Annotated in this window: 21 protein-coding genes; 11 read left to right on the top strand and 10 right to left on the bottom strand. The window is 70.8% G+C overall.

Features of this window, described 5'->3' with window-relative positions:
- The first annotated feature begins 208 nt into the window (after positions 1 to 208).
- The 7 genes from ACIQJT_RS05025 to ACIQJT_RS04995 all read left to right on the top strand — a co-directional run bounded on the left by ACIQJT_RS05025 (position 209) and on the right by ACIQJT_RS04995 (position 8173).
- A complete protein-coding gene (locus ACIQJT_RS05025; protein WP_365462721.1) occupies positions 209 to 1198 on the top strand; it encodes a TauD/TfdA family dioxygenase in 990 nt (329 codons plus the stop codon).
- A 48-nt stretch (positions 1199 to 1246) separates the two neighbouring features.
- Positions 1247 to 2293: an ornithine cyclodeaminase family protein gene (locus ACIQJT_RS05020; protein WP_402639935.1), complete on the top strand. Its 1047-nt coding sequence runs from the start codon at positions 1247 to 1249 to the stop codon at positions 2291 to 2293.
- A complete protein-coding gene (locus ACIQJT_RS05015) occupies positions 2290 to 3636 on the top strand; it encodes a Y4yA family PLP-dependent enzyme (protein ID WP_402639933.1) in 1347 nt (448 codons plus the stop codon). Before ACIQJT_RS05020 ends, ACIQJT_RS05015 begins: the two co-directional genes overlap by 4 nt.
- 27 nt (positions 3637 to 3663) lie before the next feature.
- The gene (locus ACIQJT_RS05010; protein WP_402639931.1) at positions 3664 to 4692 is read left to right on the top strand and encodes a cysteine synthase family protein; all 1029 of its coding nucleotides are present in this window, start codon (positions 3664 to 3666) and stop codon (positions 4690 to 4692) included.
- Between the two features lie 5 nt (positions 4693 to 4697).
- Entirely contained in the window at positions 4698 to 6101 is a 1404-nt protein-coding gene (locus ACIQJT_RS05005) for an MATE family efflux transporter (RefSeq protein WP_402639929.1), read from the top strand.
- 261 nt (positions 6102 to 6362) lie between these two features.
- Positions 6363 to 7058, top strand: coding sequence for a response regulator (locus ACIQJT_RS05000; protein ID WP_402639927.1), 696 nt, complete (start codon positions 6363 to 6365; stop codon positions 7056 to 7058).
- Positions 7055 to 8173 (top strand): sensor histidine kinase, encoded by a 1119-nt coding sequence (locus ACIQJT_RS04995; protein WP_402639925.1) that lies wholly within the window; start codon positions 7055 to 7057, stop codon positions 8171 to 8173. Before ACIQJT_RS05000 ends, ACIQJT_RS04995 begins: the two co-directional genes overlap by 4 nt.
- Positions 8174 to 8266: 93 nt before the next feature.
- On the opposite strand, the gene ACIQJT_RS04990 is transcribed toward ACIQJT_RS04995, so the two are convergent.
- Positions 8267 to 10066, bottom strand: coding sequence for an ABC transporter ATP-binding protein (locus ACIQJT_RS04990; protein ID WP_402639923.1), 1800 nt, complete (start codon positions 10064 to 10066; stop codon positions 8267 to 8269).
- Positions 10067 to 10197: 131 nt separating this feature from the next.
- Between ACIQJT_RS04990 and ACIQJT_RS04985 the strand changes: the two genes are divergently transcribed.
- Positions 10198 to 11466 carry a DUF418 domain-containing protein gene (locus tag ACIQJT_RS04985; protein WP_402639921.1) on the top strand — a complete coding sequence of 423 codons (1269 nt, stop codon included), beginning with the start codon at positions 10198 to 10200 and terminating at the stop codon, positions 11464 to 11466.
- 332 nt (positions 11467 to 11798) lie between these two features.
- Positions 11799 to 12146 carry a hypothetical protein gene (locus ACIQJT_RS04980; RefSeq protein ID WP_402639919.1) on the top strand — a complete coding sequence of 116 codons (348 nt, stop codon included), beginning with the start codon at positions 11799 to 11801 and terminating at the stop codon, positions 12144 to 12146.
- A 41-nt stretch (positions 12147 to 12187) separates the two neighbouring features.
- On the opposite strand, the gene ACIQJT_RS04975 is transcribed toward ACIQJT_RS04980, so the two are convergent.
- The 6 genes from ACIQJT_RS04975 to ACIQJT_RS04950 form a co-directional block, all read right to left on the bottom strand.
- Positions 12188 to 12616: a MarR family winged helix-turn-helix transcriptional regulator gene (locus ACIQJT_RS04975; protein WP_402639917.1), complete on the bottom strand. Its 429-nt coding sequence runs from the start codon at positions 12614 to 12616 to the stop codon at positions 12188 to 12190.
- Positions 12616 to 13032 (bottom strand): polyketide cyclase, encoded by a 417-nt coding sequence (locus ACIQJT_RS04970; protein ID WP_402639915.1) that lies wholly within the window; start codon positions 13030 to 13032, stop codon positions 12616 to 12618. The genes ACIQJT_RS04975 and ACIQJT_RS04970 overlap by 1 nt, the downstream gene beginning before the upstream one ends.
- Positions 13033 to 13189: 157 nt before the next feature.
- The gene (locus ACIQJT_RS04965) at positions 13190 to 14041 is read right to left on the bottom strand and encodes a MarR family transcriptional regulator (protein WP_402639913.1); all 852 of its coding nucleotides are present in this window, start codon (positions 14039 to 14041) and stop codon (positions 13190 to 13192) included.
- A gap of 646 nt (positions 14042 to 14687) precedes the next feature.
- On the bottom strand, positions 14688 to 14933 hold the full coding sequence (locus tag ACIQJT_RS04960; protein ID WP_365462745.1) for a DUF5133 domain-containing protein: 246 nt from the start codon (positions 14931 to 14933) through the stop codon (positions 14688 to 14690).
- Positions 14934 to 15154: 221 nt separating this feature from the next.
- Positions 15155 to 15298: a hypothetical protein gene (locus ACIQJT_RS04955; protein ID WP_402639909.1), complete on the bottom strand. Its 144-nt coding sequence runs from the start codon at positions 15296 to 15298 to the stop codon at positions 15155 to 15157.
- A 315-nt stretch (positions 15299 to 15613) separates the two neighbouring features.
- Entirely contained in the window at positions 15614 to 16216 is a 603-nt protein-coding gene (locus tag ACIQJT_RS04950; RefSeq protein WP_402639907.1) for a hypothetical protein, read from the bottom strand.
- 396 nt (positions 16217 to 16612) lie between these two features.
- On the opposite strand from ACIQJT_RS04950, the gene ACIQJT_RS04945 reads away from it, so the two are divergent.
- Complete coding sequence (locus tag ACIQJT_RS04945; RefSeq protein WP_402639905.1) at positions 16613 to 16990, top strand: hypothetical protein; 378 nt, start codon at positions 16613 to 16615, stop codon at positions 16988 to 16990.
- Between the two features lie 21 nt (positions 16991 to 17011).
- On the opposite strand, the gene ACIQJT_RS04940 is transcribed toward ACIQJT_RS04945, so the two are convergent.
- On the bottom strand, positions 17012 to 17407 hold the full coding sequence (locus ACIQJT_RS04940) for a DUF2267 domain-containing protein (RefSeq protein WP_402639903.1): 396 nt from the start codon (positions 17405 to 17407) through the stop codon (positions 17012 to 17014).
- 436 nt (positions 17408 to 17843) lie between these two features.
- A complete protein-coding gene (groL, locus tag ACIQJT_RS04935; RefSeq protein ID WP_402639901.1) occupies positions 17844 to 19463 on the bottom strand; it encodes a chaperonin GroEL in 1620 nt (539 codons plus the stop codon).
- A gap of 458 nt (positions 19464 to 19921) precedes the next feature.
- Here groL and ACIQJT_RS04930 point away from each other — a divergent pair, with 458 nt between their 5' ends.
- A complete protein-coding gene (locus tag ACIQJT_RS04930) occupies positions 19922 to 20074 on the top strand; it encodes a hypothetical protein (RefSeq protein ID WP_402639899.1) in 153 nt (50 codons plus the stop codon).
- Between the two features lie 302 nt (positions 20075 to 20376).
- Here the strand turns inward: ACIQJT_RS04930 and ACIQJT_RS04925 are convergent, their stop codons facing one another.
- Positions 20377 to 20799 (bottom strand): Hsp20/alpha crystallin family protein, encoded by a 423-nt coding sequence (locus ACIQJT_RS04925; protein WP_365462755.1) that lies wholly within the window; start codon positions 20797 to 20799, stop codon positions 20377 to 20379.
- Positions 20800 to 20994: the final 195 nt, after the last annotated feature.

Below are 20994 nucleotides of genomic sequence, written 5' to 3'. Positions count from 1 at the left end.
AGGTCGGCGCACGGGAGCACGCAACGGCGCGCGCCGGGTGGGCAGTTCGCCATGGAAGCACGGGAGTTAGTAAGGGTTGCCTTACCTAAGTGCGACTGATACGTTTCGCAGCGATCGCCCAGCCGACACACAGCGAACGCACAGGTCGGCGCTCCGAGCTCCATCGCACTCGCACCCCGCACCCACGCCCGAAAGGGATGTCTGCGCCATGCCCACGGGAGCCGCACCCGTCCGACAGCTCGCCCCGCACGACGTCGACGAGCTGACCGAGACCGCCCACAAGATCCTTGCCGACTTAGGCAGTTCGGCCGCCCGGCCGGCACTGCTCCGCCGGGTCGCGACGTCCGCCACCCGCCTTGGTGAAACGATTCGTCATGCGTGCCGACCGGTCGACACCGACGACGGCCTGTACGTCCTGCGCGGCCTGTCCGTCGACGACGGCGGCATCGGCCCCACACCCGGCAGTTGGGCCACCGCCGGTGACCGCGCCGCCGCCTGGGACCTGATCCTGCTGCTGCTCGCCACGGTCATGGGCCACCCCATCGCCTGGGACGGCCAGCAGGAGGGCCGCTTCGTGCACAACATCGTGCCCGCACCCGGTCACGAGCAGGAGCAGACCGGCGCGAGCAGCACGGTCCTGCTCAGCCCGCACACCGAGGACGCCTTCCACCCCGGCCGCGCCCATCTGCTGCTGCTCGCCTGTATGCGCAACCACGACGCCGTCGCCACCACCGCCGCCAGCATCCGCAAGGTCCGCCTCGCCCCCGACGACGTCGCGCTGCTGTCGCGGCCGGTGCTGCCGATCCTCCCCGACGACGCCTACGCCGAGGCACAAGACTTCGAGGGCGAGCCGCCGAGGGTTCCCGTCCTGTGGCAGACCGCGGCCGGCCCGACCCTGCGCTACGACCCCGCCTACACCCCCCTCGACGAGGCACCCGCCGACTACCGCGCCGCCTACGACCGGCTGACGGCCGAACTGGAACGCGTCTCGGTCGCCGTCGCCCTGGAGCCCGGAGACGTCCTCGTGGTCGACAACGACCAAGTCGTGCACGGCCGGGTGCCGTTCCGGCCCCGCTACGACGGCACCGACCGCTGGCTCAAGCGTGCCTCGGTGCGCGTCCCCGGCCGCCGCAGCCGCCCCCTCACCGAGGCGGACGAGCACGGCTACGGACAGGCCGCGATCGTGGCCGTCGTCTGAGTTCCCGTCGGCGTCTTTGCTCCGAACCCCTGATCAGGATCCCCCGTCATGAAGGGAACAGCCGTGACCGGCACCTCCGTACACCCGGACGCCACCCCGGCCGACACATCCGCGGACGACACCGCTCTGCGGGTCCTGAGCACCAGCGACCTCGCCGGCATCGACATCTCCCTGGCCGACGTGGTCGACGTGGTCGAGCAGGCGTACCGCACCCTCGCCGACGGCAAGTCCGCCAACCCGCGCAAGCTCACCGTCAAGCCCTCGGACGGCCACTCCGTCGCGTACGCCATGCTGGGCCGCGACGGTGTCCGCGAGGTCGTCGCGATCAAGACGTCCTACAAGCACGGTCTGGACCGCTCGCGCGACGAACAGCACTACTACACGACTCTCACGATCTACGACGACGTCACCGGGCTGCCGGTCGCGATGATGGACTGCGGCCGCATCGGCTCGCTGCGCACCCCGGCCGTCTCGGCGCTGCTGGCCCGCGAGTGCGCGCCGCCCGACAGCCGCAGCGCCCTCGTCATCGGCACCGGGACCCAGGGCCGTCTCGCCCTGCCGTTCCTGCTCACCACCCTGCCCGACCTGGACCGGCTCATGGTCTACGGCACCCACCCCGACGGTCTGGCCGCCGTCCGCGAACAACTCCACCATTACTACCCCGGGCGGGAGTTGGAGACCGTGGACGACGTTCGGGCCGCGGCGGCCGACGCCGACATCGTGCTCGCCACCGCGGGCCAGCACACCCCGGCGGCCGTCGAGTGCGACGACCTGAAGCCGGGCGCCCTGTCCATCCTGGTGGGCCACGGCATCGCGCCCTCGACCTTGCAGCGGGCGGACCGCGTCGTCGCCACCAGCGAGGCGCAGATGAAGGTCACCGGCACCGACATGACCGACGCCGACGGCAACTTCCCAGCCGTCGACGCGGAGTTCCCCGACGTCATCGCGGGCCGGGCCGAGGGCCGGCGCTCGGCCGACGAACGGATCTTCGCCTACAACAGCGGCCTGGTCGTCACCGACATCGCACTCGGCCACCGCTTCGCGCAGCTCGCCCTCGAGCAGGATCTGGGAACACGGGTGCATCTGTGGCAGTGACGACGAGCACCTCGGGCGCTCCGCCGCTGCCCGCCCACCCGGATCCGCAGCTCGACGCGGTCCTCGGCAGCGAACTGCCGCACGAGCTGTCGTACGCGCTCGGCGGCCCGTTCCATCTGCTGATGCCCGACCGGTTCGACACCAACTCGACTGCTTTCAAGCATGAGTTGACGGAGGCCGGTGTCCAGGGACAGGTGTACTACGCGAAGAAGGCCAACAAGGCCGCCGTCTGGATGGACCGCTGCGCAGTGTCCGGCACGGGCGTGGACGTCGCCAGCGCCGGCGAGCTGCGGGACGCGCTGGGACACGGCGTGCGCGGCGAGGACGTCGTGGTCACCGGCCCCGCCAAGGCCGAGGGCCTCCTGCGGGTCGCCGTCCTGCACGGCTGCCTCATCGCCGTCGACGCACGCGACGAACTGGAGCGCGTCATCGACCAGGCGCAAGCCGCCGCACGTCCGGCGCGTGTGCTGTTGCGGCGCCTGCCACCGGCCCAGCCGCACAGCCGCTTCGGGCTGGACGACCGGGAGCTGACCTCCGCCCTCGCCCGGTGCGCCGAGGCCGGCGACGCCGTCGTGATGGAGGGCTTCTCCTTCCATCTGTCCGGCTACGACACACAGGCGCGCGGCGAGTTGGCGGCCGAGCTGATCGATCTCTGCCTCAAGGCACGCGTCCTCGGGCTGCGTGCGGACCGGATCAGCATCGGCGGCGGGTTCGCCGTCGACTACACCGCCGCAGAGCACTGGGAACGCTTCTTGAGGGAGCAGGGGCCGCACCACTACCACGCGGGCAAGTCCTTCACCGCGTCCGACTTCTACCCGTACCACTCACCGGCGCCGGGCCCGGCCGCCTTGCGCGCGATCCTCACCACCGACGGTCTCGCCGGCCGACTGCGCGAGGCGGGTGTGATGCTGCTCCTCGAACCCGGCCGGGCGCTGCTCGACCGGGCAGGCTGCACGGTGTTCCGCGTGCAGGGCGTCAAGGACCGGCCCGGGTACGGCATCGTCACCGTGGACGGCAGCAGCCTGAGCCTGTCCGAACAGTGGTTCAACAGCGAGTACCTGCCGGATCCGGTGCTGCTGCCCGCCGAGGCAACCCCGGGTGAGCCGTACGCGGCCTGTGTCGGCGGGGCCACCTGCCTGGAGTCCGACATGGTCACCTGGCGGAAGGTGCGGTTCCGCGCTCGCCCGGCCGTCGGCGACCTGCTGGTCTATCCGAACACGGCCGGATACCAGATGGACTCCAACGAGTCCCCCTTCCACGAGCTTCCGCTCCCCCGGAAAGTCGTCCTCGACACTGCCGGGGGCACGACCCGCTGGCGGTTCGACCGCCCTCCACTCGCCTGACTCTCTCCCGACACCTGGAGCCATCCGATGGACAAGGCACTCTCGCGTCCCGCCGTGGTCAGCCGTGTCTCCGAACTGATCGGCCACACCCCGCTCTTCGAGGTGTGCCGCACCGGCAACGGCAGCCGACTCCTGCTCAAGCTCGAACAGTTCAACCCGACCGGCACCGCGAAGATCCGGATGGCCCGGCAGATGGTCCTCGACGCCGAGGACCGCGGACTGCTGCGCCCCGGCGGCCGGATCGTCGAGTCCACCTCGGGCAACACCGGACTGGGCCTCGCCGTGATGGCGGCCGAGCGCGGCTACACCTTCACCGCGGTCGTCGACCATCACGCCGCCCCCGACAAGCTGCGCGGCATGAAGGCGCTCGGCGCCGAACTCGTCTACGTCGCCGACGACGGCGACGAGGAACTGGCCACGGCCGCCCGCGAGGAGTTCGCCGAGAAGCTCGCGGCCGAGAGCGACAACGCCTACTTCACCGAGCAGCACAACAACCGCGCCAACGGGGACGGTTACCGTCCGGTGGCGCACGAGCTCGACGCCGCGCTGGACGGCCGTGTCGACATCCTCATAGGCGCCGTGGGGACCGGTGGCGGACTCTTCGGGACCGGCGGTGAACTGCGGCGGACCGTGCCCGGGGTGCGGATCGTCGGGGTCGAGCCCAAGGGGTCGATCGCCTTCGGGCCGCCCGCCCACGACTACTACCAGTCCGGCACGGGCACCCCCGAGGGAGCCACCATCGGCGCCATGGTCGACTACGACCTGCTGGACGAGGGCGTCAAGGTCGGCGACGTCGAGGCGTTCGCCACCGCCCGGGTGCTGGCCCGCCGGATCGGCCTCCTCATCGGCGGCTCCGCGGGCGGTGTCGTGTACGAGGCGCTGACCCGCATGCCCGCCCTGGCCCCGGACACGACTATGGTCGCGCTGGTCAACGACGGAGGCGAGAAGTACATGGACACCGTCTTCAACGACGACTGGATGAACGCCCGCAATCTCACAGACCCGGCCGTCGAGCGCGCCGTCGACGAGCTGCTGACCGAACTCCGCGAGAACTGACACCGATGCCGACACCGCTCACCACACTGCTCCGGGACAGCCGCGCCCTGGCGACCCTGGCCGTACCGCTCGCCCTCACCCAACTCGCCCAGGTCGCCCTCACCACCACCGACACGGTGATGATGGGCCTGATGGGCGCCGAGGCGCTGGCCGGTGGCGGACTGGCGCTGGTCATCTTCAACCAGCTGCGCACCATGGGAGTCGGCCTCGTCACCGCGGTCGGCAACCAGGTGTCCGCCGCCTCCGCCCGCGCCGACGAGGACGAGGAACTCTCCGAGGCGGCCACGGAGGAGGTCCGGGACGTGGTCCGGGCCGCGCTGGCGCTCGCCACCCTGGCCGGCGCCCTCGGCGCCCTGGTCATCCTGCTGACCGGGCGGGCGGTGGCCCACCTCGGCCAGGACCCCGAGGTCGTGGACAGGGCCTGGCCGATGCTGCTGGCCCTCGCCCCCGGACTGATCCCCTGCCTGTGGTTCCAGGCGGTCCGCCAGTTCACCGTAGGCATGCGCCGGCCGCAGGCCCTGCTGCGCATCACCATCGCCTCGGTCGCGGTCAACGCGGGCCTCAACTGGACTTTGATCCATGGCACTTGGGTCTTCCCGAAGCTGGGCCTGCCCGGCATCGGCATCTCCACCTCGCTGGTCTACCTGCTGACCTGCTTCGCCCTGTACGCGTCCGCGCGCCGCGACCCCCGGCTCGCCCCGCTGCTGGACATCCGCATCTGGAAGGCCCGTCCGGCCACCCTGCGCCGGCTGACCGGCCTGGGCGTGCCCATCGCCGCCACCTACGGCTCCGAGGCGGGCTTCTTCTCGGTCGTCGCGCTGCTGATCGGCACGTTCGGCAGCGCCGCGCTCGCCGCGCACACCGCCGTCAACCAGCTGATCTACATCGTCTTCCAGATCGCGGTCGGCCTGTCGCACGCCGCGTCCCTCAACGTCAGCCGTGAACTCGCCCTGCACCGGACCGAGGCGGCCGAACGCATCAAGAACACGGCGCTGGCGTGCGCGGCAGCGGTGATGGCCGTCGTCGGCGTCATCTACCTCACCGTCCCCGGCCTGGTGCTGCGCCCGTTCCTCGACCCGTCGTCCGCCGACGGGCACAGCGCGACCGGCATCGCCACCGACCTGCTGCTCATCGCCGCCGTCCTCCAGTTCTTCGACTGCGCCCAGAACATCGGCGTCGGCCTGCTGCGCGGGCTGGACGACACGAGGAGCGGCTTCCGCATCACCCTGGTCGGCTACTGGCTGATCGGCCTGCCCACGGCCTGGCTGTTCGGGAACCTCGCCGGCCTGGAGACCGAAGGCGTCTGGCTCGGCCTGCTCACCGGCCTTGCCGCCACCGCCCTCCTCCTGCTGCGCCGCTATCACCAGGCCCTGTCCCTGCGCACGGCCGGGGAGTCGGCCGTCGCCTGAAGCTCTGACCGAGCCGCGGCGCTGTTCCTCACCTGCGATCCCGTCCGCGTCAGCGTCGACCTCGGCGGAATCCTGGCGGTCGGCGGGCTGAGCCGCCCGCTGCTGCATCCGGGTGGTGGACCGGTCATGGACTGTTCGGCAGGTGCCGTGACGTCCCTGCCGAGTGGTGGGTCCTGCCCCGCCATGTGGCTGGAGCTGCTGGTCACCGGGCGGTCGCGACCGACCGGGGCCTTATGGTCGAGTCGGCGTGGGCCCGACGGCATGAACGAAGGTGAGGCGGAGCGCGTGATCCGGGTAGTGGTGGTGGACGACGAGGCACTGGTCCGCTCGGGCTTCGAACTCATTCTGGGCGCGTCCGAGGACATCGAGGTCGTCGCGACCGCGAGCGGGGGTGACGCCGTGGCGACCGCGAGGCGGGCTCGGCCCGACGTGGTGCTGCTGGACATCCGGATGCCGGACGTCGACGGGCTCACCGTTCTGCGCGAGCTGCGCAGGATGCCGGATCCGCCGGTGGTGGCGATGCTGACGACCTTCGACGCCGACGAGTACATCCTGAGCGCGCTGAACTCGGGTGCTGCCGGTTTCCTGCTCAAGGACACCGAGCCGGAGCAGCTCGCCCACCTGGTCCGCACCCTGGCAGCGGGAGGTGTGGTGTTGTCCCCCAAGGCGTCGCGGGCCCTGTTGCACGGCCACCCCGGCAGCGGGGCGGCCGTCGACGAGGACGCGGCACGGGTCCGGCTGCTCACCGCCCGCGAGCGTGACGTCCTCGTGCTGGTGGCGCAAGGGCTGTCGAACGCCGACATCGGGGCGCGCATCCACCTCAGTGCCGGCACGGTCAAGGACCATGTCAGTGCGATCCTGACCAAGTTGCGGGTGGCCAGCCGGGTGCAGGCCGCGCTGCTGGCGCAGCGGGCGGGACTGCTCGACGAACGCCCCCGGTCGGGTACCGGGCGATGAGCCGCGTCCGCGCGCTGTGGGAGCGCGTGCCCGCACGAGTCGTCGACCTCGTCCTGGTCATCGCGGCGGCCGTGGACGTATGGCTGAACCTGCTGGACGACACGCGCCTCGGTATCGTGCTGGCCTCGCTCGGCTGCGCCGCGCTGGTCTTCCGCCGCCGGTTCCCCCTCGCTGTCTTCCTGCTCACCCTGCCCGTCTCGCTGACCCAGCCCGTCGCCGTCGCCCCGCTCGCGGCGCTGTTCACGCTGGCTGAGCGTTCCCGCAACCGCCCGCTCCTCGCGGGGTGCGTCGCACTGACCGCCGTCGCGAACAGCATTCCCTGGCCCCTGGCCGGCCTCACCGACGTCGGCCGGACCATGACCCTGCTCACCTTCGTCTACGGCCTCGCGACCGCCTCCGCCCCGGTGCTCATCGGACAGCTTCTCCAGGCGCACCGGGACCTGGCACGGCGGCTGGTGGAGATCGAGGAGGCCAGGGAGCACGAGCGGGCACTGCACGCCCAGGCCGTGCTGGCGCGCGAGCGGGCCCAACTGGCCCGTGAAATGCACGACGTGGTCTCCCACCAGGTCAGTCTGATCGCCGTACGGGCCGGGGCGTTGCAGGTCGCCGCCAAGGACGCGGACGCCAAGGAGGCAGCCCGCACCATCCGTTCGCTAAGCGTCACGACCCTCGACGAGCTGCGCACCATGGTCACGCTGCTGCGTGCCTCCGGCGGTCACGCCACCGAGCTGACCCCGCAGCCCACCCTGGCCGACCTGCGCAAACTGGTGGAGTCAAGTGGTACCCACGCGGAGTTGTCGGGGCAGCTCCCGCCCACCGTGGCCTCGCCCGCCCAGCGGGCCCTGTACCGCACGGTCCAGGAAGCACTGACCAACGTCCGCAAGCACGCCCCCGGCGCCACGGCCCGCGTCGAGGTATGGCAGGACGGTGACGGCATCGGGGTGACCGTCACCAACACCCCGCCCACGCGTCCCTCCCTCTCCCTCCCGGGTTCGCAGCAGGGCCTGGTCGGTCTACGGGAACGGGCCGAGATCCTGCACGGCACCCTGGACGCGGGCCCGACCCCGGAGGGCGGCTACCGGGTACGGCTACGGCTTCCCCTCAACGCGGACTGAACGAGCCCGTGTTGCTGTTCCGCCGGCTCGGGAGACCCCGCTCACGTCGTCTCGCCGAACCGGGTGAACGCGGCGCCACCGGGCCTGTGGGGGTCAACGCGCGGGCGCCAGGAACTGGGTGGCCGCCAGATGCGCGTACAGCCGGTCCTGGGACACGAGTTGCTCGTGCGTGCCGACGGCCCGGACCCGACCGGCGTCCATGACGACGATCCGGTCGGCGCCGGTCACCGTCGACAGGCGGTGGGCCACCACCAGCACGGTGGTCTCCCGGGCCACCTCCGCGATGACGTCCCGCAGCGCCCGTTCGTTGACGGCGTCGAGCTGCGAGGTCGCCTCGTCCAGGAGCAGCAGCCGGGGCCTTCGCAGCAGAGCGCGGGCGATGGCGACGCGCTGGCGCTCACCGCCCGACAGCTTCGAACCGCGGTGCCCCACCGGGGTGTCCAGGCCGTGCGGAAGACGCTCGACGAGGGTGTCGAGTCCGGTGCGGGCCAGGACGTCACGGATGTCGTCGTCCGTCGCGCCGGGCGCCGCGAACACCAGGTTCTCCCGCAGGGTGCCGGCCAGAACCGGCGCGTCCTGCTCCACGTACCCGATGGCGGACCGGAGCTCGGCCAGGGACCAGTGGCGTACGTCCTTGCCGTCGACGAGTACCCGGCCGCGGGTGGCCTCGTGGAACCGTTCGACGAGCGCGAACACCGTCGACTTGCCCACCCCCGAGGGGCCGACGAAGGCCGTCATCCCGGTTGCCGGAACCTCGAAGCTCACCTGCCGATGGACAAGCGGCAGGCCGGGGCCGTAGCGGAAGGAGACGTCCTCGAAGCGCACCGACGCCGGACCCCGCGTCGGACAGGCGTCCTTCTGCCTTGCAGTCGGCTCGGTCGCCAGGCGTTCCACCTGCGCGATCCTGGACATCGCGGCTGCCCCCTCCTGGTACTGGGAGACGGCGTCGACCAGCCTGGACACCGGCTCGATCAGGTAGAAGAGGTACAGCAGGAAGGCGACGAGGGTGGACACGGGGATCTCCCCCGCCGCCACCCGTGCGCCGCCGACACCGAGCACCGCGAGGAAGGCCGTCTGTACGGCGAGTTCGTCCGCCGAGCCCGCCACGGACTCCCACTTCGCGCTCGTCACGCCATGCCGCCAGGCCCGTCGCGCCGCCGCCTGGACCCGGGCGCCCTCCCGCTCCTCGGCACCGGACGCCTTCACGGTGCGGAACGCCCCGAGAGCCCGCTCCAGCGCGACGGAGAGCTCCCCGACCGCCTCCTGCGCCCGCTCGGTGGCCCGCGCGATCCTCGGCATCACCAGCGCGACCGCCCCGCCCACCAGCACGACGACACCGAGCGTCACACCCAGCAGCACGACGTCCAGGAACGCCATCACCACGACCGCCGCCACGAAGGCGACCGCCCCGGTAACGCCGGAGACAACCGCCTGGGTGCTGACCGCCCGCAACAGCGTGGTGTCCGACGTGACCCGGGACATCAGGTCACCCGGCGGCATCCGCTCCCACTCCGCGATCCGCAGCCGCAGCAGCCGCCCCACCAGGGTGCGCCGCGCGGCCAGGACCACCGACTCCGCCGTCCGCTCCAGCGCGTACGCGCCGAACGCCTCGACCACCGTGCCCAGCACCACCAGCACGGTCAGCGCGATCAGGATCCCGGCGATGGTGTCACCGGAGGCCAGCCGGTCCACCAGTGCCTTCGTGGCCAGCGGCTGGAGCAGTCCCCCGGCGGCCCCGAGCAGGGCGCACAGCAGACCGAGAGCGACCGGCCACCGGTACGGCCGGACATAGGCGTACAGCGCCCTGGCCGTCTCCCGGGCGGGCAGGAGCGTCTCATCCTCGTCGGGGCGGATGGGGTGTTCACGAGGTTCCCTTCTTTCTGCGGTGGTCATCCCTCCAGCCTCGGAGCCCGTCGGCCTCGCACCCATCCGGCAACCGTCGGATCCACCCCCGCCGACCGGCGGGGGAGCTACCGAAGCCTGCCGGATGGTCCGCACCCGCACATCCGCGCGAGGTTCTCCGTATGACACAGACACAGCCGTCGCAGGAGTCATCCGCTCTCCCGGAGAACTCGCCTCCGCAGCCCCGAAGTGCCCCCGAGTCCGCCGTGCCGGCCTCGCCCGGACCCTCGACGGGGCGCCTCGTCGGGGTGGATCTGGCCCGCGCGCTGGCGGTGTTCGGCATGTACGTCGTGCACATCGGTCCCCCGCTGTCCGCCACGACCGGCGTCGCGAGCTGGATCCGGTACCTGTCGGACGGTCACTCGTCCGTTCTGTTCGCCACCCTCGCCGGGTTCTCACTGATGCTGATCGCCGGCCGCCGCGAGCCGAAGACCGGCCTGGCCGGCCGCCGGGCGAGGGCCCGCATCGCGATTCGCGCCGTGGTCCTGCTGGCGCTGGGCACCGCGATGGCCGTGGAGTACGGGGGAGTCGTCATCCTCGGCTTCTACGGCGTCTACTTCTTCCTGGCCCTGCCCCTGGTCAGGCTGAGCGCCAGGACCCTCGCGATCGTCGCGGCCGCGTTCGCCCTCGTCGCACCGCAGTTGGCATTCGTCCTCAGCTCGCTGCTGACGCCGTCGGTCCAGCAGAGCATCAACGCCTACGACCCGCTCCGCCGCCTGAGCGAGGTGGGTGTGCTCGATCTGCTGCTCACCGGCTTCTACCCGGCGCTCACGTGGATGGCGTTCGTGATCGCGGGCATGGCGCTGGGCCGCCTCGACCTGTCCTCCGGCACTGTCCAGAAGCGCCTGGCCGCGCTCGGCGCCGCCCTCACCGTGACCGCGTACGGCATGTCCCTGCTGCTCGCCGGAAAGGGCGCGTTGCGGAGTCTCGCGGAAGACGGGCCGTCGTCCGGCGGCTCGGGGTCGATGCCACTCGGCAGTGCGTCGATGCCGCCCGACGGCGGGTCATTCCCCGACATGTCCGCGTCGTTTCTGCTGAAGGCCGGACCCCACAGCGGCACCACGTTCGACATCGTCGGCAGCGTCGGAATCGCGATCCTCGTGATCGTGGGCGCGACGGTGGCCATGGACCGCCTGCCGCGACTGCGCCGCCTGGCGAAACCGGTCATCGCCGTGGGCACCATGTCCCTGACGGCCTACGTCGGTCACTTCCTCGCGCAGTCCGCGCTGTCCCTGCCGACGGGGACCGGTACCCAGCAGTCCTGGCTGCCCCTGCTCGTGTTCGTCCTCGGGGCGATCCTGTTCGCCTCGACCTGGTCCCGCTTCTTCCGCCGCGGGCCCCTGGAACACCTGCTCAACGCCGCCACCAAGCCGGTGAAGCACATCCGATGACGTCCGGGCCGGGGTGGGACGCCCTGTCCTGCCCCCGCACGGCTCGTTCTCAGGACGGCCGCGCGCTGCGGGACGCTGGGCCGCTCAGCCACGGAGTCCGTGCCGGACAGGGCGAGGACGGAGAGCAGGACGAGTGCGCCGGCCGGACCGAGGACGGTCCAGGGCGCCAATTCCGCGTACGGCTGGTTCTCCGACAGCAGGCGGCCCCATTCGGCGGGTGGGCGGCTGCTCCCCCAGGCAGAGGGAGCCGAGGGAGGCCAGTACCAGGACGGTGCTGGGCAGGCGCAGGAGGGCGTTGCCCAGGACAGAAGGCAGTACCGGGGCAGCAGGTGGTGGCGGAGGATGCTGGACCCGAAGACCCGTCACGAGGTGCCCTCCGTACGGACCGACAGCCTCATCCTCAACACCGGCAACGGCATGTTCACCGATCCCGCCTGGTCTTCCCCGACGCCGTTGCCGAACGGCTGCCCTGGCTTCCCGCGTTCGGCGCCCTCCAGCCGCACGCCCGGCTGCACGGCATCGCCATCCGGCACTGGGACGGCCACTGGTTCGGCGCCGACCGGCTGTGGGGCGACGCCTTCCCCCACTACTGGAGCACGCTGACGGCCGTGCCCCTGCCGCGCCTCCCGGCCGCGCTGTGCACCGACGCCACCGATCGCCTCGCCAACGACCGCGACTGACGTCACAAGGCTCGGCGATCTGAGCCCACGGTGAGAACGTCTCAGGTGTCGGGATGGGCCAGGCGACCGAGCAGGGCTACCGCGTCGTCGAGGGGTACCGGCTGGAAGAACCGTGCGTCGGCGCGCTCGACGGCGGCGATCGCGCGGGGGGCCAGTTCGGCACCGGTGTCGGTGACGCGCAGTCGTTTGGCACGGGTGTCGGCCGGGTCGACTTCGCGCTCGAGGAGTCCCTTGGTTTCCAGGGCGCGCAGTACCTGGGAGGTCATCTTGACGTCGGTGCCGGCTTGGCGGGCGAGGGTCATCTGATTGGGATGTTCCCCTTGGGTGTTGAGCCACCAGGTGCAGGCGAGCAGCACGAACTGCACGTGGGTGAGACCGAGCGGGGCCAGGGCCGTGGCGATGTCGCGCTGCCAGCGCAGGGTGGCGTGCCACAGCAGGAACCCAGGGCTCTCGCCGGGGCTGAGGGGCATCAGCGGCCCGCCAGCTCGGCCAGCGAGGCCATGGTCTGCGGCCAGTCGGCGGTGATGTGCGGGCCGATCTGCGGGCCGACCTCGTCCGCGTCGGTGCCGGTGATCTCCATCCGGTAGACCACGCGGATCCAGTTCCGGTCGATCCGGTCGATCCGGTGGGTCGTACGCAGCAGCAGCCCGTCGAAGCGCGCTTCGTCGACGAACAGTTCGTCTTCGACCGCCTCAGCGATGCGCAGCACCACCGGGTCGTCCCCGGGCGGCGTCATCGTGATCCGCGTGCCCGCCGTGAACGGGCCATCCATCTCGATCTTCTCGATCTCGGCGTTCCAGGTGCCCCAGTTCTCGACATCGGCCCACAGCCGCCAGATCGCCTCGGGCGTGGCGCTGGTGTCGACGCTGTGCTCGTACTCCCACATGACTGGTCCCTTCGATCAGATAATCTGCCCATAGATTATCTGCGCAGAGACTATCTGTCGACAGTGCACGGACCTCATCCCGCAGGGCCGTCATCACCCCACTGGCGCTACAAAACACACCCAGGCGCACAGGCGCCGGCGTCAGCAGTCTTGCGTGTCACTGGGATCCCGTAGCCACGAGCCGCGCGGTGATGGGTTCGAGTTCCGTGACCAGTTCGTCGAGTTCGGCGGGAGACAGAGCGTCGTACGGCGGGGTGGCGAGCTCGTCGGTGAGGGTCTCGATGTGATGCTTGGTACGGCGGCCGGCGTCGGTGAACCGGCCCTCGGCGTCGACGAGCCCGCGCTCGCGCAGGCCGTCCATGACCGCGGCGAGCCGCTTCTTCGGCAGGTGGTGGATGCGCCCGAACGACTCCGGCGGATGGATCCCCATCTCCAGCGCGGAGAGCACATGGGCCTCCGTGCCGCCGATGCGGGAGCCGACGAGAGCCGCGATGTGCCCGTCACCGCGGTGCTCACGGAGCATGGTCGCGGAGTGCCACAGCCGGGCGACCGGGTCGGTCGGCACCGGAAGAGTGCGCATGCCGGCGTACATCACCCGGCCTTCCGTCGGTGCGCTGGTCGCAGCCTTGGTGGTCAGGTCGGCGGCGCGCACCAGCCCCGGGGAGCCGGCCAGGCCGGCGCCGAGGATCCGCCGCAGGGAGGCCGCGCTGCCGCGCTCCCGTGCGGCCACGGACTCCTCGGGCGGGATCTTCTCCCAGGCGCTGGGGATGTGCCGGGCGACCTCCCCCTCGGCGAAGTTGTAGAAGGCCGCGTGCACGACCTCCGCCGGCACCCGTCCCAGAGGTGCGGCGCGGCTGGCGAAGTAGCCGTCCCAGTAGGTGCGGTGGCCGAGCGCGGCCAGCTCCTCGTTGCACTCGTCGGCGAAAAAGGTGACCAGGCAGATCGGCTCCAGGAGCTCGAACATGCGACGGGCGATGTGGGTCCCCGGATGCGTGTGCGTCTTGCCCATCAGTGCTCCCTTGGTTGGGTGTGCCGACTTGGACCTCCCGGTACATCGAAACTCATCGGCGGCCGCGACCTGCCCCTGCACAGGGCGAGACAAAGCTTCCCGGTGACAGCCTCACAAGACGTCGTCCTTGGACTGGGCCGAATTCGTCTCGGCCGTAGCGGCCACCGCGCGGGCAACGGCCGCCTTGGTGCAGGTGTAGTGCGGGGATGACGGAGGACGACGACTCCGACCGCGCTCGGCGCCACGGCAGGGCCTGCCTCGACGGCACTCGTGTGGTCCGCGTGAAGGTCAGCGTCCCAGCCCGCGCCCGTATCTCGGTCACGCTGGTCGTTCCCAGGGCTCGAATACTAGGACACGTTCATGGCGCAGGAACCGCAGTTCCTGCGCCACACGTGGGGCCGATGTCCTCCTCGGAACTGATCGCGCCGACGCCGTACACGGCCACGAAGTCCATGCCGTCGCGGGGAAACCCGGTTTCTCACCCGCACCGGGAGGCGGGGGCGGCAGCTGCCGCAGCGCGGTCATCCCCGTTGGCTCTTCCAGGCCGGTCCCGCCCATCGATCAGGTCGGGCGAGTCCAGTGCTCCCGATCCAGGGAGCCCGGCGACCGCGGTGGGCGGCGAGATGGTCGTACGGGACAATCAGTCCTAGGCAGCCAGCGTCTCGTCCGCCTGGGAGGTGCTCGGGCGGTTCGCGCTGTACTGCTCCAGCAGTGCGTCGGCCGCGCGCAGAGCCTGCTCGGCGGTACGGGCGCCGGTCATCACGCACAGCGTGTACGTGGAGTCCTCGAGGTCCCTGCTGGTACGACCGGTGGGGCGCACGTCGTGTTCGATACGCGCCTGAGCGAAACGGGCCAGTGCGGCACGCAGTTCCTTCTCCGCCGGAATGAGCACGATAATTCCTCTCCCTCAAAGCCCCTCCCGTGGTGCGGCCGACCACACCACGGGGATCTCCTGCCTTCAGGCTCTGACACCCGCAACTCACCACCGGGCACGTCAGGCAGGCTTCAGGTGCCCCGTACCGGGAGGTCTATGCCACCGGTTACCACCTCGTCGGCCACATCCCGGCGGTACGCGGTCAGCCCGGTGCCCGGGCACCGGGTCCCCCAGGTCGTTCACTCCCCTCGGTGGGCGACGCGGTACGTCAGCTCCGGGCCGGTTCCGTACGACGTCGAAGGACCGCGCTCCTCGCCGCGCCGCGTTCCGCGGCCGGCGAGCGCGCTGGCCGCCAGGCCCAGGAGCAGTCCGATGGCACCCACGATGATGCTGTTGACCAACGCCCGTGAGGAAGGCCAGAGTCTCGACGGCCTGCGCCTGTGGGGTGGGTCACACTGGCCGCCGAGTACCCGGGGCGATGAGATGCACCGCCGAGTGTGCCCCTACGGCGGCGGTTCTCTCCCCACCCCCGCCACCGCCACCCTGCCGACGCGCCGGGTGCTCGAGTGGCGGTGTCCGCGCCGCACCTGGCGGGCGTGTCGGGCAACGCCACCACGGGTTCCCTCGTGGCCTGACCGCTGGACTGTCTCATCTGCCAGCGCCGTCGTCTTCGCCAGCTACCGGGGCCTGTGCCCGACTCAGGCACCGAGGTTGGCCACCATCGTGTTCAACGTGCCGGCCAGCACGTCCAGTTCCCCGTCCGTCGGCGAGTCCGTCCCGATCCGGCGGGCCAGTTCCTCGCCGGACATGATGTCCAATGCCCCCGCATACAAGTCGGTGTTGCGCTCCGCTGCGGCGATCACCTGGGCGCGGCCCTCGAGGAGCACCAGCGTGGCGGAATCCCCGCGCGCGGCGAGAAGTTCCCTGACGTGGTCACGGGTGACCGGTCCGGACGGCTCGGGTCGCTCGGTCTTCTCGACTCCGGCGAGGGGTTCGTCGTCCGCCGTTCCGCCCGGTGCCCCGTAGCCCTCGGCGGCGCTCGCCGTCCCCGGCACGACGCGGCTGTGCGCCTGACTCTCGGCACCGGAGTGGGCTCCGGGCTCCTCCTCGCTGCGCGCCCGCGCGTACCGGTCAGGCCCGCCGGGCAGCGCTCGCTCCTCTTCACCCTCGTCGTCACGCTCCCCCTCGGCCTGGGAGGGAGTCGTCCGGGGAGGACCCTGGTCGGGGCGCGTCTCCGCGGACTCGTGTGGCATGTCGTCGTCCCGTTCGCCTTCGGCCTGGGACGGTGTGTACTCGCTCATGGGCCCCTCCACAGGATCATCCGCTGTCTCGGCGGGCTGATCCGCCGGGCACGAGTGCGCGGACCGGTGCCCGACCGCACCTGTGCGGTGACGTGCGGATCCTCCCGTGGGCATGCCGGGTGCCCGCCGCTCCGGCCACGAAACGGAGCCGTCGGGGGTGCCTACCGGGCCGATGTGGTGTCGTTCAATTCAGTTCAGTTCAATTCAGTTCAGGACGGGGCGTGGCCCGGTTCGCCCGAGACCCCACCGTGTCAGCGGTGTCGTCGGTGTCGCCCACTCGCACTCGTACGTCATCGTCGGCAGGGCGATGCTCGTCGAGGCCTGCGGAGCGATGTGTCACGCGGGCCTGAGTATCACCTCCTGATGCGTGGGTCGTTCGAGGCGTATCGTCCAGGCATGGACGTCGCCCCTCCACCCCGCGTTCTCGTCATCGGGCTTGATCCGTACCGGGTGCCGGGACCGTGGGACCCCGAGCCGGCAGCCAGGGCGATCGAGGCGGGACTGGCCAAGTTCGCCGAACGCGGCGTGGGCGTGGAGACCTGCCTCATCGGCCTCGATGGAAGCGACGACGTGGAAGCGGTCGTCGGGAACGCTCTGCGAGCCCGCCCCTGGCAGTGTGTCGTCGTCGGCGGTGGCCTGCGGCACTCGGAGGACCAGGTCGAACTCCTCGAGCGGGTCGTCAACCTGGTGCGTCGGTGCGCACCGGATGCGGCCATCGCGTTCAACAGCACCCCGGACTCCACCTACGAGGCAGCCGCCCGTTGGATCGAGTGATCAGCGAGCTGTACGGCGGAGTCAGTTCGGTTGCGGGTGTCCGAAGAGCAGGTCGTAGCCCGGTGGGAGCTGGAGCAGGATGCGGTTCATCAGGTCCTCGCCCGCGATGTCGGCCACGACGCTGAGGACGGCGCTGACGTCCCATGTGGCGGTTGCCTCCGTGGCGCCTTCGATCCAGGCCGCGGTTGCCCGGATGAACCGCTCGGGTGGCAGGGGCTCGTGCGCCTGGAGGGGGTTGAGCAGGACGAAGGCCATCGTTTCGGGGAGCCGGGTGGCCAGTTCGGCGCGCACCTCGCCCACCAGATGAGCGCCGAGCAGGGCCATGACGACCCGGGAGGCTCGTTCTGCCTCATCCCGGGTGGGGTATTCGCCGCGCTCTTGGACCGCGGTGAGGAAGGCGTCCCAGTGCATGCGCATGGCGTCCTCCGTGACTGGCCGCCGGCGGACGACCGCCGGTATCGGGGGCCGATGGCGGTGTGCATCGGCTGGTGGTGCGCGCTGCGGATGGTCTTTCCGCTGGGGTGTGGCGGTTCCTTGTCGGTCGGAGTGGTCTCCTACGAAGAGCAGGCGGGTCGCCTTCGTACGGCTGTGGACGGCGCGGGCGTGGGGAGGCCCTCCCGGCGTGGGCGACCTCGCAGGTCGAGCCCTCGGCCGCGACGTCGACACGGCAGCACAGGCGCTGTGCGAGGCCTCCCCGCCCGGTCGGCGCGCTTCTCCTGTCCGCTGCCGGTGCAGGACGTCACCGACGAAGACCAGGTGCGTGCCGCCGTCGAGGGCTCGGGTGACCACGGGCGCCGGCAGTCGGCGGTTGCGGCCGCCGGCACCCGTTCGGTCCGTCCGCGGAGCGTACCGATCAGAAGTCGGCGCCGGCTCCGGCCGAGGCCGTTTCCTTTTCCTCGGGCTTCTCGGCGATGACCGCCTCCGTGGTGAGGAACAGGCCGGCGATGGAAGCGGCGTTCTGGAGGGCGGAGCGGGTCACCTTCGCCGGGTCGATGATGCCGGCGGCCAGCATGTCGACGTACTCGCCGGTCGCAGCGTTCAGACCGTGGCCGACAGGCAGGGAACGGACCTTCTCCGCCACAACACCGCCTTCGAGTCCGGCGTTGTGGGCGATCTGCTTCAGCGGAGCGCTCAGAGCGCGCCGCACCATCTCCACGCCGGTCCACTCCTCCTGGTCCGCGTCCACCTTCTCGAACGCCGTCTCCGACGCGTGCAGCAAGGCCACCCCGCCGCCGGCGACGATGCCTTCCTCCACGGCGGCCTTGGCGTTGCGCACGGCGTCCTCGATGCGGTGCTTGCGCTCCTTGAGCTCGACTTCGGTGGCCGCACCTGCCTTGATCACGGCCACTCCTCCGGCGAGCTTGGCCAGGCGCTCCTGGAGCTTCTCGCGGTCGTAGTCGGAGTCGGAGCGGTCGATCTCGGCGCGGATCTGCTTCACCCGCCCCTCGATCGCGGCGCCGTCACCGGCGCCCTCGACGATGGTGGTGTCGTCCTTGGTGACGACCACCTTGCGGGCGCGACCCAGTACGTCCAGGCCGGCGTGCTCCAGCTTCAGCCCGACCTCGTCGGAGACCACCGTGGCGCCGGTGAGGACCGCGATGTCGCCGAGCATGGCCTTACGGCGGTCGCCGAAGCCCGGGGCCTTGACGGCGACGGACTTGAAGGTGCCGCGGATCTTGTTGACGACCAGGGTCGCCAGAGCCTCGCCCTCGACGTCCTCAGCGATGATCAGCAGCGGCCGACTCTCCCGCGTCACCTGCTCCAGCAGTGGCAGCAGGTCCTTCACGGCGGCGACCTTGGAGCCGACCAGCAGGATGTACGGGTCTTCCAGGGCAGCTTCCATGCGTTCGGTGTCGGTGACGAAGTAGGGCGAGATGTAGCCCTTGTCCAAGCGCATGCCCTCGGTGAGTTCCAGCTCCAGGCCGAAGGTGTTGGACTCCTCGACGGTGATGACGCCTTCCTTGCCGACCTTGTCCATGGCCTCGGCGATCAGCTCACCGATCATCCGGTCGCCGCCCGCCGAGACGGCCGCGGTGTTGGCGATCTCCTCCTTGGTCTCCAGCTCCTTGGCCTCGTTCAGCACGGCCGCGGAGACGGCCTCGACGGCCTTGTCGATACCGCGCTTCAGCGCCATCGGGTTGGCGCCGGCCGCGATGTTGCGCAGACCCTCGCGGACCAGGGCCTGGGCCAGGACGGTCGCGGTGGTCGTGCCGTCACCGGCGACGTCGTCCGTCTTCTTGGCGACTTCCTTGACCAGCTCGGCGCCGATCTTCTCGTACGGGTCCTCGAGCTCGATCTCCTTGGCGATGGAGACACCGTCGTTGGTGATCGTGGGGGCGCCCCACTTCTTGTCCAGGACGACATTGCGGCCCTTGGGGCCGAGCGTCACCTTCACAGCGTCCGCGAGCTGGTTCATGCCGCGCTCCAGCGCGCGGCGCGCCTCCTCCTCGTACGTGATGATCTTCGCAGTCATCGGTACGGTCTCCTCCGCATCGAATCCGTGAGTCGATGACGGCGGACCGGGGTGACGCCCGCGACGTTCACCCGTACGGCAGAGGTCTCCCTCACGGCCGCACGAGTTACGTCACCCGACCCAGCCGTTGGCACTCGCGGCGCGCGAGTGCCAACTCTTCTTTAACACCACGGCCGGCTTGCGGACAAGCCGCCGCCTGCGGTTCGGCCCCTGTGCCCCGCCGACGAAGGGCCCTCCGCGTCGGGCGACGGCAAAAGGGGGCTGATATCGCGGGGGTTTCCCCGGGTGGAGCCGCTTCGGTGCCCGCCAGCCGCCCGGTCACGGTCACCGAAGCAGTAGCCGGGACGCGGGACGGCTGACGGCGGGCGCGCTCTGATGTGTGAGCTGCGGCATTGTCGTTCCGCGCGGGCGGCCTCCACGATGACCGGACCGGACGAGGTCAAGGAAGGCAGCTCCTCATGGGTGATCATGTGCATGTGCGGCTCAGCCAGGGGCTGAGCGTGTCGGCCGACGGCGAACTGGTCGAACACTCCCGCTGCCGGTGCGGCGCCACCTTCATCAAGGTGTTCGATGCCGACGGCGGGGAGCCGGAACGGTCGCCCGGATCCTGAAGCCTGCCGGCCCCTGATGCCGGGCTCGCCGTGTTCGCCGACGCGCACTTCGGTCGGCGCGGCCGACGTGCTCCGATCTTCCGAGACTGGACACTGTCGCGGCCTGCGTGGCGATAACCCTGACGCCGGTCGCCCGCGCGAGCCGGGAGGCGAGACGACCGGACTCGATCGCGGTGAACGGCGCTCGGCATGCGCGACAGCAGGGCCGGTTCCCGCGCACCCAGGCAGCAGAGCGGGCGGAGACGGCGTCAGGGCCTCGGACTCACGTCCGAGGCCCTTGAGGAGATGGACTCACCGTCGCGTCAGCCGCCCAGCGCCTTGCGATCGCTGCCGCCGCTGATGGCGATCTTGCGAGGCTTGGCCTGCTCGGCGACCGGGATCCGCAGCCTCAGCACACCCGCCTCGTAGGAGGCTTCGATCTTTTCGGTGTCGAGGGTCTCGCCGAGGAACAGCTGCCTGCTGAACGTCCCCGCGGGCCGCTCGGTGACCACCGTCTCGGTGTTCTCGCCGTACGCCGGCTTGCGTTCGGCCTTCACCGTCAGGACGTTGCGCTCGACATCGAGATCGATCGACTCCGCGTCCACTCCCGGCAGATCCAGCTCCACGAAGAACGTGTCGCCCTCACGCCATGCGTCCAGCGCCATGCCTGCCGGGTGCGCTGCCGTGCCCCAGACCCGCTCGACGAGCCGGTCAAGCTCGCGGAAGGGATCCGTACGCATCAGCATCTGTCATCCCTCCTTCACGTCGTTCCCACATCCGATCCGCTCTGCTTCTGATATAGCACTACGCCGGAAAGTTGACAAGCTTAAGCTCAACTTTTTGTCCCTGTTCCGGGCGACGGCCTGCCGCAGCCAGGCCGCGTCGACCTCCGGGTCGCGGGTGGACACGACCAGCCGGGTAAAGGTGTCGCGACCAGGGGC

The sequence above is a fragment of the Streptomyces sp. NPDC091972 genome (assembly GCF_044756385.1).
Lineage (GTDB): Bacteria > Actinomycetota > Actinomycetes > Streptomycetales > Streptomycetaceae > Streptomyces.
This window is presented reverse-complemented; position numbering and strand designations above follow the sequence as displayed.